The organism is Nocardia sp. NPDC057353, from assembly GCF_042667085.1.
In the GTDB taxonomy this organism is placed as follows: Bacteria; Actinomycetota; Actinomycetes; order Mycobacteriales; family Mycobacteriaceae; genus Nocardia.
In genome coordinates this window covers 1-11,001 of sequence record NZ_JBHVAK010000109.1, presented here as the reverse complement: position 1 = coordinate 11,001, position 11,001 = coordinate 1, and the positions used below count along the sequence as shown (strand labels likewise).

Below are 11,001 nucleotides of genomic sequence, written 5' to 3'. Positions count from 1 at the left end.
CCCCACCCCCGTCCGACATCACATGCGCACGAAGTGGGTATGTGATGTCGGACGGGGGTGGGGGGAGTGAGCAGAAATCACAGCCCTTGAACCCGCAGCTCAAGGCAGGTATGGGAGGGAAGAGGAGTGGCCCGAAAACTATCGTGGCAACACAATAGGTTTCGGCTAGCTTTCGGTTACTCCACGGTGGGTTTTCGGTACGCCACAGCAGCACCCCGGCAACCGAGTCCGGACGCCGAAACCACGGCGGGACGCCCTTCCTCGGCCAGACAGCGTGAGCGCGTCCCGGCACCCGGTCAAGGGCGCTGCGCGTCGGCTGCGCCGATGGCCTGCGGCCACCCTGGACCGGCCACCGGGCCGCACTCGAGAAGCCTTCGGAGGAAGGGCCCCGGGGAGCAGTCGGGGGATGAGCCGACCGGCAGAGGTGCCCCGGACACGAAGAAGCCCCGCCGTGATCACGGCGGGGCTTCCGGAGCGGGTGCGGTTGGGCTACTCGGCGGCGGGCGCGAGGTAGGCGTCGAGCTTGTAGGCGCGGCCGGAGCCGTTCTCGGCCGGGCCGACGAAGGCCAGGTTGTCGAGCCGGCCGCCGATGGCGATTCCGCCGGCGCGCGAGCGGCGCACCGCGGTGCTGATCGCGCGCTGCACGTCGCGGTCCAGGGTGACCGCGCGCAGCCCGTCGTCGGCGTCGTCGTCGTAGACGCCGGTCTCGATGATCAGCTGCGAGTCGATCACCGGATCACCGGTGACGGCGGGCTGCGGGCGCCGGTCCTTCCAGAACAGCGGCTGCCCGCTGCTGTTGTGCCGGTGGCGGCGCACCACCGCGATGATCTCGCCCGAGACCGCGGTCCCGGGCTCGATCGCGCGCCCGAACGGGTTGCGGGCGCCCTGGCCCATCAGCTCGGCGTTGATCTGGTCCAGGTCCGACAGGGTGTTGGTCATGACGTTTTCCTCCAGGGTGAAGTGGTGAATGCGGGATCTCGGTGCGGGGCGGGCGGCGCTGCCCGCCCCGCGATGGGTGGGTCAGTTACTGCTCGGCAAGGCCAGTTGCGGGGTGCCGCCGGAGACCAGGCGCAGCCCGTCGCCGGTGTCGTCGCCGTCGTGCTCGGTCTTGAGCCGGTTGACGACCTTGCCGACCGTGCCCGGGTGCAGCCCGACGATCGGGGCGATCTCGCGGTAGGAATAACCGGCCCGGTGCAGCCGCCAGACCTCCGCGTCGCGCTCGGCCACCGGGTCCGGCGACACCGCTGTCGCCTCACCGTCGCTCTCCTCCGGGCCGCTGTCGCCCGCCGTCGCGTGGGTGTCGCCGCCGCGTGCGACACCAGCGACGGGTGTCGCCTGCACCGGCGACGGGGTGCGCGGCACCTCCAGCAGCGCGGTCAGCGCGTGGGTGACCGCCAGCGCGGCCACCGGCGCCGCACCGGCCACCATCGCCGCGGCGAGCTGGGGCAGTTTCAGCCCGTCCGCGGTCCAGGCGTGGACGCCGTTGCCGACCAGAGAGACCAGCTCAGCGGCGGCGAGCTCAGCCCAGAAGAACCGACGCGTGGCCTTCGGAATCCCGACCCCGATCCGCTCGCGGCGGTTCAACGCCACGAGCGAGAACGCGGCCTGGATGATCGGCCCGTCCACGATCACCGGGGCACCCCACGCCAGCCCGGACGGGATCCCCGACATCACCGCGACCCCGTGCAGCGCGATCGCCGACCACGAGAACGCCGCGATACTCACCGCCGCCAGCGCCAGCAAGGCGACAACCTCGGCGACATTCCACCCCGCCGGAGCCGGGGCAGGCGACACCGGGGCGACACCCGCCGCTCCGGCGGGCGACGGGGGCGACACCGCGTCGCCCTCGTGCGACAGCACGTGCTCGTTCATCGGCTGAAACCTCCTCGGGAGTGATCGGATGCGAGCCAGGAGTCCTGCTCGTGCCAGGCCGGGGCGCCGACGAGGCGCTCCTGCTCGGCGTGCAGGGCGTGCCCGGCCAGCTGGTCCAGGGCGTTGTCGAGATCGCAGGCAAGCTCGCGGTTACGGTCTTCCAGCAGGGCGGCCTGGTGCTCGGCGGCGTCGCGCTCGGCGACGACGGCGGCCAGGCGCTCCTCCAGCTCGGCCGCGCGCTGGTTCGCCGCGGTCAGCCGCTCGGCCAGCTCCCCGGACTCCGACGCCCCGGCCACCGGCACCGCGGCGCGCTTCGGCGCGGTCTTGGCCAGGGTGACCGTGCACGCGGTCCGCAAGGCCGGGCGCGGCGCCGCTGGCCGCGGGCCCGGCACCCGCTCGGCGGCCTGGGCGGGCATGGTGGCCTCGATCGCCGGGGCGCTCACCGCCGTAACCCCTTGCGCTCGTTCGCCAGCCCGGTCGCCAGCGCATTGCCCGACCGGTAGTCCGCCAGTGCCGAATTCGGCAACTGGTCGCGCTCGGTGTCCCGGTCGTGGGCGGCGGTGGGGGCCTCGACGGTCCACTCGCCGTGGCCGGTGAGCTGGCGGGCGTGCAGCTGGTTGCGCCACTGCATCTCGGTGAACCGGCCGGACTCACCGCGGGCGTGGGCAGTCTCGTGCTCGGTCAGTGCCAGCTGCGACATCGCCGGGTAGCTCTGCCACTGAGCCCGGGCGGCGTCGAGATGCCGCCAGGCCTGAGCCATCTGGCCTCCGCCGGTGCTCCAGTTCTGCTCGATCGCCTTGGCGTGGGCATCGAACGGGCCACCGTACTCGGCGTAGACGGTGGTGTTCGGGTCGTACAGATCCCGGACCCGGTCGTAGTCGGCACGCATCAGCACCTCCTCGTCGTTCTCGACGAGGTTGGCGTAGCGATAGAGGTAGATGTCGTGCTCGGCGCGCGCGAGATAGCCGCGCTGCTCGACAGCCTCGATGTAGGGCCCGGTCACCAGCCCGTGCGGACCGTAGGTGAGACCGTGCTCAGCGAGGTGGCGGGCCTGGGCCTCGCTGCGCCGCTGCACCTCGGTCAGCTCGCCGGAGGCGGCGTGCGCCGCGGCGGCGGCCGGGTCACGCTCCCACCGCTCGCGGGCGTCGCCCAGGTAGACCCATTCGGCGCACCAGTCCTGCTCGTGCCAATCCGCGGAATCCATCCACGGCGCCACGTAATCGGCGGCGTCGAGCGAGTCGGCCGGGTCGTAGCGGTCCGGGTCGGCCGGGTAGCAGGCCAGGGAGTGCATGTAGTCGGCACGGAAGCGCGCCTCCTGGAACGTCCCGGCACCGGTGTCGGTGCTGGTGGGACGGGTATCGTCGGTCATTGGTTCGGCTCCTTCGGGATTCGGTTTTCGTGGTGGGTCGGGCCGTGGGCCCCGGTCGCCCGGGGCCGGTCCGTGCCGAGCGGTGGAGCGCTCGGCACGGACGTCTTCCTCGTCAGCGGGTGCGGGCCCGCCCGGTGCCGTGCTGCGCGGCCTCGGCCACGCTCGACGGCTGGTAGTCGGCCAGCGCGGAGGAAGCGCCGGACGAACGCTCGCAGTTGCGGGAGCGGTCGTGGTCGAGCAGTTCGGTGACCTGCTCGGCGCTGCGGACCTGGATCTCCGGCACGCTCAGATCGGCCCGGAGCTCGGCCGCAGCCACGGCGGCCCAGTCCGGTTCGCCGCGGTGCTCGATGACCTGCCCCGTCATCGCCCGGAACTCGGTGCCGAGTTCGTCGCCGCGCAGCGACCAGCGCAGCCCGATCCGGGTGCTCATGTCCTCGGCGTCCTGGAGCTGCTCGTCATCACCGCGCTCGGTGCGGACCTGCTCGCGCAGCTGGTGGAAGCGGGCGAAGTCCGCGCGCATCACCCGCTCGCCGTGGCTGCCCGCGCCGGTGAAGTGGTTCGGGTTCGTCGGATCCGACCGGTCCCACGACAGCGGCTCGAACGTGGTCCGTCCGTTGTGCGGGTTGACCCGCTCGTTGGCCGGGTCTGGCCAGGCGCCGAGCCCTTCCAGCTGCAGGGCCTGCATCTGGCTGCGCCACGACAGCTCGTCCATCGACGCCGGCCGCGCCTCGATCGGCAGATCCGGGTGGGTCGGGGCGTGGACGAACAGCTCGGGCAGCTCGGCGCGCATCGCGTCCAGCTGCTCCCACCGGGCCCGCATGTCCGGCTCGTCGGTCCAGCGCTGCGCGACCAGGTCGGCCTCGGCGCGCAGCCGCCGCGCCTCGTCGGTGCTCCAGGCGTCTCCGGCGCGGAACCGCAGGTGCACCGCGGTGGCGTAGTCCGCGCGCCACCGCGCCTCGATCTCATCCGGGATCCGGGCGGCGTAGTAGCCGAACTGGGCCTGCTCGACCTCGTCGCGGAGCTCGTTGAGCGCGGTCATCGGGCCATTCCGTTCCGCTGGTGCCCGCGCGCCATCTCCTCGGCCAGGCTGGTCGGCTCGTAGTCCGCCAGCGCCGAATCCGGCAGGTCCCGGTCCGTGCCGGGGTCCGGGGTACCGGTGTCGCCGAGCACGGCCTTGACCGACTCCTCCACCCGGTTCAGGGGCGGCTTGGACGGGTCGCGGCGCACGCTGCCCTGCTGCTCCCCAACGGCCAGCAGCTCGCCGTCGCTGGCGGTGGCGATCCACTCCCGCGTCTTCGAATCCAGGCTCTTGCCGTGCTCGCCCGCCGCGAACTCCCGCATCTGGTCCGGGAACGCCGCGCGCTCCCGCTCGATCCCGGCCTGCATCTGCTCCCGGAACGCCTGGTAGTGCGCGGCGACCTCTCCGTCGCCGAACAGACCGCCCTCGACCCCGGACGCGGCCCCGGTGTTGGTGCCCCGGCCGTTGCGCGCCCGGTCACCGCCCCGGGCGGCGTCGGCCTGGCGCTGCGGGCTGCCGTACCGCTGCTCCGGCGGCGTGCGGCGGGCCAGCTTGGTCACCGCCTCGTCGCGCTCACCGCGCAGCCGGTCCCGCTCGGCCCGCACCTCGGCCAGCTCCTGGGCGGCTTCGTGCCCGGAGCGGTCGGCCGCCGCCGCGGCGAGCTGGTCCCGGTCGGCGGTGACCGCGGTGAGCTGGCGGGTCAGCCGGGCGTTCTGCTCGGCCAGGTCGGCGTTGTGCTCGATCGAGAGCCGGTGCCGGGTCCGCAGCTCCTGCAACTCGTCCCCCGCGCCGGTGCTGGCGCCGGTGGTGCGCTGCTGCTGGCCGCGGTCCGGGGTACGGACCCAACCGGCGGTGCGGGCCCGGACCCGGTCCACGCTGCCCTCAGCGCGGTACAGCGGCCGGTCGGCGCCGTGCTCGGCCACCGAGACCCGTAGCGACACCCCCGGCCTCCAGTTCGACTCCGCTGCCACCCGGTTCACCCACGCGACCGCCTCCTGCTCGGTCGCGTGCAAGCCCCGGGTGGTGTAGCCACCGTGCTCGCTGTAGGAGATCAGCACGCTGGTGAACCGGGAGTTCTCGGCCGCGTACTCCATCTCGTGCGAGATCCGCTCCGGGCTCACCCCGGCCTCGGCCGCCTCGCGGGCGGCGTACTCGCGCTGGTCGTCCAGGTTGCGCAGCACGTTGCCGTCCCGCGTGGCCGGGGCCTGGGTGTTCCAGTTCATCTGCGCCGCGCGCAGCTTGTGCACCCATTCGGTCTGCAGCAGCCCCAGCTGCTGCGGGCCCGGAGCCACCGGAACCGGAGCATCCGCCCCGGCCGGGGCCGCGGGCACCGCAGCTGCGGGTGCCGGGGCCTGGTGCTGGGCCTGCGGGCGCGGGCGCTGCTGGTCGAGCTGCTCGACGGTGAGCGGGGCGACCTGGCCCCGGCGGGCCGGACCGGCCGCTACCGCGCTCGTGGTGCGCGCGGCGGTGGTGGTGCCGCGCTGGAGCCGTCCCATGCCGTGCTCGGCACGGACGCGGGCGACGTGAGCGCGGTAGCGCAGCGCGTCCATGCCCATGACCCGGCGTCCGGGTGTGTAGAGGTTCCCGAGCTTGAACTGCGGGAACTCGGTGACCGCCTCGATCCCGTCGAGCGCGATCCCGCGCTGGGTCTCGCTCAGGTGCGGCTCGGTCAGGATCCACTGCTGCAGCTCGCGGCGGTGGTGCCCCAGCGCGGCCAGGTCCCGGGTGCGCTGCTCGGCACCGGTGCGCGGATCGGCCGCCCGCTCGGCGACGCCGAGAGAGTGCTGCCGGTAGCGGTCTACCGCGCCGTTGGCGAACTTGCGCTGCGCGGTGCGGGTGCGCTGCTCGTCGCGGTGCTGGGCGCGCATGAGCCGCGAGACCTGCTTGCGCGCGAGCCGCTTCTCCAGCCAGGTCGTGGCCACCGCGTGCCGGTGCGCGGCGGCGGCCAGCGCCTGGCCGAACCTCTTGGCCTCGTCCATGATCTCGTCCTCGGTCGCTCGATCGGACATGGATTACGTCTCCTTCTCGGTGGTGGTGGGCAGCGGCAGCGAGGGGATGTCCCAGTACCCCGCCGATCCGGGGACCAGGTCGATCCCGGCGGCGGTGGCGGCCCAGCGCAGGGTGCGGGGATCGGTGGCCCAGCTCCGGAACGCGTTGTGGCACTGGGCCACCAGGCTGCCGAGCACGGGCGCGGCAGCCGCGATCAACAGATCGGCGCCCTGCACACCGGTCCAGCGCTCGGCACCGGCCTCGCCGGACCAGGCGCGGGCCAGGACGCTCACGTCCAAGCGGGCCATGAACTCGGTGGAGTTCGACGGCGGCCCGGCCGGGGCCTCCAGCACCAGGTACAGGGCCAGGCGGGACAGCTGCTCGATGTGCGGGCTGCTGGCCGCGCCGGTGCCGATGGTGGTCAGCAGCGCCTTGTGGAACCGGTCGGCGGGCAGCGACCACAGCGCGTCGGGCAGCCGCGGTGGTGCCGCGAGCCGCTGGACGGTTTCGGTGGTGGACATGGTCGGTTCTCCTTCTTCTCGGGGTTGGTGCGGCGGTTACGCCGTCTTCTGCGGGTGGTCGAACAGGGCGGGCCCGGCCGCGTCGGTGTGGCGGGCGCGGTAGCCGCGGACCGGTCGCGCCCCGGTGGCGCGGGTGAGCCCGGCCAGGACCTGGGTGCGCCAGGTCAGCGCCCAGTCCAGGCAGTTGGCGCAGTTGATGTGGCCGGTGCAGCCGGGCAGGCGCAGGCGCTCGCGGCGGGCGGTGTCGGACCAGGCCATGGAGTCCGCGCTCGACAGCAGCACGCCGTACTGGCCGAGCCCGATCGTCTTGACCCCGAAGCCGTGCAACCGGACTCCGGGGATCTCGACGGTCAGCGCGGTCATGATCTGCCCGGCCTCGACGGTGCCTTGGCGCCTGCACACCGACCCGACGCCGACGATGTCGGCCGCGGCCAGGTCCACCCCGGCATCGGCGTACATCTGGGCGCAGCGCACGTAGTCGGCGAGCTCGAAGCCCTGCAGCACCGGCGCCCACGGCAAGCTGCTGTCGAGGGCGTTGAGCTCCAGGTAGCTGGTCACGGTCCGGTGCTGGTGCTCGGTGACGGTGAGCCCGGTCTTGGCGGTGATGAACGGCTCGCACATCCAGTCCTGGATCGCGGCCCAGTCCAGGCCGCCGACCTCGTCGCGGTAGCGGCGCACCCGCGCGGCGTACTCGGCCGGGGTCGGACCGGCCGCCCAGGTGCCGTGCACGCTAAGCATCGAGAACCCGCCGCTGTCGAGCGCCCACCGCCCGCTCGCCCGCGGCAGCGTCCGGTAGCGCACGAGGCGCACGTCGGAGATGAACAGCGGCACCGCGGTGCGCCGCAGCCAGCCGGGCTGGTGAGTGCCGAGGTAGAACCGCATTTCAGGCGCCGCCCTTCTCCGGGTCGGTACTGCGGCGCTGGGAGCGCCGGTGGGCCAGGTGCTCGATGTGGCGGCGGATCCAGGCGGCGGCGTCGGCGGTGGAGTAGGCGAGCATCCGCACCGCCTCGCTCGGGCCGGGCCGTCCGGCGCAGTGCCACCAGGCGAAGGCGGCCAGGGCCAGGACGTAGAGGGCGAGTGGGCCGGGCAGCGGCAGCACCGCCACCGCCACCCCGGCGGCGCCGGTCGCGGCGACGGCCGGGCCCCAGATGCCCGCGGTGTCGCGGGCCTTGGACACGCGGGCCAGGTGCGGGCCGACCGTCTGGCCGAGCGCGCCGCCGTCCTGGGCCACGGGCACCAGCTGGGCGGCCAGCGCGGCGGCCGGGGTTCCGGCCATGTCGGCGCTCAGGGCATCGAGCACGTCGTCCTGGTGGGCCTGCTCGGCGGCGTTGCGCCCGCCCAGCTCCTCGCCAAAGTCCTCCGGATCGTGCGCCGGATTCGGGTTGGACATGATGGATAAACCTCTCTCTATGGGCTGCGGATTCAGGCCTGGCGGCGGCGGCCGGACAGGTCGATCACCGTCGCGCCCGAGGCCTCGGGCTCACCGGCGGCGGTGCTGGCGGTGGTGGGGTCGTGGAAGTCGCCGAGCCCGGGCAGCGGGCGAATCCGCTTGAGCTCGTCGTCGTTGAGCGGGGAGACCCGGCCGAAGCGGGCGCGGCCGCCGGCCACCATGACCACGTCGCCCTTGCCCATGGCGCGCAGCCTGTTCGGGGGCAGCAGGAACTGGTCACCGGACTGGACGTTGCCCTCGTCACCGTCGCGGTTCCCCGCGATCAACTTGCGGCTGAACTCGAACTTCGGCCGGGTGCCGTAGATCTGAGCGATGGTCTCCGGGCTGGTTGTGCGCCCGATCAGGCTCCCGCCCGACGCCGCGGCGACCAGGGCGGCGCGGTTGTCGTCGTCGTGCCCGAGTCCCTGCCAGGACTGCGCGATCCACCAGGTACCGATCCCGGCCTTGCGGAGGCGCTCGACCCACTTCACCGCGCGGGTCTTGCCATCCGACACCGCGGAGAACTCGTCCACGACCATCAGCGAGGTGCGGCCGTGCTGCTTGTCGGCGAGCTGCTCGAACATCGTCCCCAGGGCGCCGAACTGGGCGCGGGCCCGATCCGGGGTCTTCACGCCCTCCAGCACGATGTAGAGCACGTCGAAGTCGGTCAGCGCCTTCGTGCCGTCGAAGGCCTCACCCAGCGAGCGGTAGAGGTTGGCGAACTCCGCGCGGGCGGAGTTGAGCACCGGCTGATCGCCCGCCATCGTGGACTTGATCTCCAGGTCGATGCCCATGACCCCGGTCCACTTCTTCTCCCCGGCCTGCCCGCCCCAGAGCTTGGACAGCTTCGCGATGTCGAATCGGGACAGGAACTCCAGCCACGACCGGGGCGGGTTCTCCCCGATCGGGGTCGCGACCCCGTTGATCCGCTCGACCCGCTCCGGGACGTCGACCACGAGGTGGATCAGCGTCTCGCGGATCTCGTGGAAGTACTTCTCGGTGTCAGTCGTCGGCGTGCTGCCGCCGGAGACCATGGCCGAGAGGATCGAGCGCAGGTCGTCGCGGCTGGTACCGTCCCAGAGCGCGAGGTCGGTGGTGTCCGGGAAGATCCCGATCCGATCCGGCCGCACGCCAAGCGCGGTGAACCACTTGGTCACCCGGGCGGCGACCTTGCGGCTCTCGGGGCCGCCATTGCAGTCCACGATGATGGCCAGCGGACGCCCCGGGCGGCCGTTGAGCCGCCACCACTGCCGGTGCCGCATCCAGGTGGCGACGTACCAGGCCACCAGCACCCGCAGCATCAGCGTGGTCTTGCCCGAGCCCGAGCTCGCGATCGTGGACATGTGCTCGGCCAGGTTGATCAGCGGCAGGATCAGCCTGGTCTCGGTGCGCTTGCCCAGCTGGCGCAGCACCGACGCCGGCGGGGCCTGGTCGTGCTCGACCGCCAGGCGCCCGATTACCGGCTCCGGGTTCCGGCCTCCGGTCGTGAACGGCAGACGGCGGCGGGAGAGCCGGGCGGCGGCGCGCTGCTCGCGCTGGGCCTGGGCGTGCAGGGCCCGCTCGGTGCGCGCCGGAGACCCGAGCCCGACCGTGGCCAGCTGCACCCGCTGGCGGGTGAACACCAGCGTCGCGGTCAGCCACGCGGCCGGAACCAGCAGCACCGACATCCCGAACACCCCAGCCACGTAGGACCCGGCCAGGAAATCGGCAGCCGCCGCGGTGAACTCGTGCACCGGCGCGAAGGCATCCCACGCGAACAACGCCGCCGCGCCCGGCATCGCCACGATGCTGGCGAACAGCCAGTTCCGCAGCCGCGCGGGGCGCCAGGCGAGCATGGTGGCCGGGACCAGGATGGCTAGCACCATCACCAGCACCGACACCACGACCGCGGCCGCGAGCAGCGCGCCGTCACCTACCCCGGCCCACGTCCAGGCCGAGAAGTCCGGCAGCCAGCCGAGCGGGTCCTGGCGGAGCCCGACCGGGGGCATCGTCGGATCGACGCGCACGGTCGGGTCCGGGATCTCGCCCGGGGCACCGGCCTGGACCGGCATGGTGGCGTCCAGCGGCACGGGCTGGGTCTGGATCTCGGGCCCGGCGGGCAGCACCGGCACCGGCGCGTAGGGGTTGCAGTCGTTGGAGGTGAGAATCGGAGAGCAGGTCATGATCAGACCGCCTTTCCTTCGTTCGGGTCTGTGACCTGGGGGATTTCGTGATCAGAGGCCCCGCCCTCGATCACCCGGAGCCCGGGTCGCGGGGCCGACGAGGACAGCACCTCGTCGAAGTCGCGCAGCACCACCCGCGGGCCCTCGGACAGATCGAGGGATGCGGCGGCCTCGCGGGTGACGCTCTTCACCGCGTCACCGCGGCAGTAGTAGGCGAGCCCGGCGCACCCGCCGTGACTGGCGGCCTGGACCGACGCGGCCAGCGCCGACCGCGACGCGGCGAGGTTCTTGCGGGTCAGCTCGACCTCGACCGCCCACCACTCACCGGAGCTGGTGAGGTAGCGGCCGTCGTGGATGTGGGGCCGGTCCACCCCTGCCTTCGTCGGGGCCTGCTCGGCGCGCATCGACCGCTCCGAGATCCACCGGTCCAGGTCCAGCCCGACCAGCGCCAGGCGCAGCTCCAGCACCGCGCGGGTGTGGCCGGCCATCTTCGGCGTCGGCAACCACGCCCGCGCCGCCCGTCCGGTCAGCGCCTCCACCGCGGCTCGGGTCGGGAACACCCACGACGGGCCCGGCACCGGGGTCACCCGCTGGCGCGACAGCATCCCCAGCTCGGTGTACTTGCGGATCAGCCGCGAAGC

The 11,001-nt window shown here is 73.1% G+C and carries 11 protein-coding genes; all 11 read right to left on the bottom strand.

What is annotated here, in order from left to right:
• Nucleotides 1-489 precede the first annotated feature (489 nt).
• On the bottom strand, nt 490-939 hold the full coding sequence (locus ACFUUZ_RS30955; protein WP_378702464.1) for a hypothetical protein: 450 nt from the start codon (nt 937-939) through the stop codon (nt 490-492).
• 81 nt (nt 940-1,020) lie between these two features.
• Nucleotides 1,021-1,872 (bottom strand): DUF2637 domain-containing protein, encoded by an 852-nt coding sequence (locus ACFUUZ_RS30950; RefSeq protein ID WP_378702462.1) that lies wholly within the window; start codon nt 1,870-1,872, stop codon nt 1,021-1,023.
• Nucleotides 1,869-2,315, bottom strand: coding sequence for a hypothetical protein (locus ACFUUZ_RS30945; protein ID WP_378702460.1), 447 nt, complete (start codon nt 2,313-2,315; stop codon nt 1,869-1,871). Before ACFUUZ_RS30945 ends, ACFUUZ_RS30950 begins: the two co-directional genes overlap by 4 nt.
• Nucleotides 2,312-3,241: a hypothetical protein gene (locus tag ACFUUZ_RS30940; RefSeq protein WP_378702458.1), complete on the bottom strand. Its 930-nt coding sequence runs from the start codon at nt 3,239-3,241 to the stop codon at nt 2,312-2,314. Before ACFUUZ_RS30940 ends, ACFUUZ_RS30945 begins: the two co-directional genes overlap by 4 nt.
• Before the next feature lie 112 nt (nt 3,242-3,353).
• Entirely contained in the window at nt 3,354-4,280 is a 927-nt protein-coding gene (locus ACFUUZ_RS30935) for a hypothetical protein (RefSeq protein ID WP_378702456.1), read from the bottom strand.
• Entirely contained in the window at nt 4,277-6,268 is a 1,992-nt protein-coding gene (locus tag ACFUUZ_RS30930) for a hypothetical protein (protein WP_378702454.1), read from the bottom strand. The genes ACFUUZ_RS30935 and ACFUUZ_RS30930 overlap by 4 nt, the downstream gene beginning before the upstream one ends.
• A gap of 3 nt (nt 6,269-6,271) precedes the next feature.
• Nucleotides 6,272-6,769 carry a hypothetical protein gene (locus tag ACFUUZ_RS30925; protein WP_378702452.1) on the bottom strand — a complete coding sequence of 166 codons (498 nt, stop codon included), beginning with the start codon at nt 6,767-6,769 and terminating at the stop codon, nt 6,272-6,274.
• 36 nt (nt 6,770-6,805) lie between these two features.
• Nucleotides 6,806-7,651, bottom strand: a complete 846-nt coding sequence (locus ACFUUZ_RS30920; protein ID WP_378702450.1) for a hypothetical protein — start codon at nt 7,649-7,651, stop codon at nt 6,806-6,808.
• A 1-nt stretch (nt 7,652) separates the two neighbouring features.
• On the bottom strand, nt 7,653-8,159 hold the full coding sequence (locus tag ACFUUZ_RS30915; protein WP_378702448.1) for a hypothetical protein: 507 nt from the start codon (nt 8,157-8,159) through the stop codon (nt 7,653-7,655).
• 32 nt (nt 8,160-8,191) lie between these two features.
• A complete protein-coding gene (locus ACFUUZ_RS30910) occupies nt 8,192-10,360 on the bottom strand; it encodes a hypothetical protein (protein WP_378702446.1) in 2,169 nt (722 codons plus the stop codon).
• Nucleotides 10,361-10,362: 2 nt separating this feature from the next.
• Nucleotides 10,363-11,001, bottom strand: a 639-nt coding sequence (locus tag ACFUUZ_RS30905) for a hypothetical protein (protein ID WP_378702444.1), incomplete at its 5' end; no start/stop codon positions are given.

Excerpts from the sequence above, each read along its gene's own strand:
- ACFUUZ_RS30910 (WP_378702446.1), bottom strand. The coding sequence starts at position 10,360 with ATGACCTGCTCTCCGATTCTCACCTCCAACGACTGCAACCCCTACGCG.
- ACFUUZ_RS30955 (WP_378702464.1), bottom strand. The coding sequence starts at position 939 with ATGACCAACACCCTGTCGGACCTGGACCAGATCAACGCCGAGCTGATG.
- ACFUUZ_RS30925 (WP_378702452.1), bottom strand. The coding sequence starts at position 6,769 with ATGTCCACCACCGAAACCGTCCAGCGGCTCGCGGCACCACCGCGGCTG.
- ACFUUZ_RS30940 (WP_378702458.1), bottom strand. The coding sequence starts at position 3,241 with ATGACCGACGATACCCGTCCCACCAGCACCGACACCGGTGCCGGGACG.
- ACFUUZ_RS30920 (WP_378702450.1), bottom strand. The coding sequence starts at position 7,651 with ATGCGGTTCTACCTCGGCACTCACCAGCCCGGCTGGCTGCGGCGCACC.
- ACFUUZ_RS30915 (WP_378702448.1), bottom strand. The coding sequence starts at position 8,159 with ATGTCCAACCCGAATCCGGCGCACGATCCGGAGGACTTTGGCGAGGAG.
- ACFUUZ_RS30935 (WP_378702456.1), bottom strand. The coding sequence starts at position 4,280 with ATGACCGCGCTCAACGAGCTCCGCGACGAGGTCGAGCAGGCCCAGTTC.
- ACFUUZ_RS30930 (WP_378702454.1), bottom strand. The coding sequence starts at position 6,268 with ATGTCCGATCGAGCGACCGAGGACGAGATCATGGACGAGGCCAAGAGG.
- ACFUUZ_RS30950 (WP_378702462.1), bottom strand. The coding sequence starts at position 1,872 with ATGAACGAGCACGTGCTGTCGCACGAGGGCGACGCGGTGTCGCCCCCG.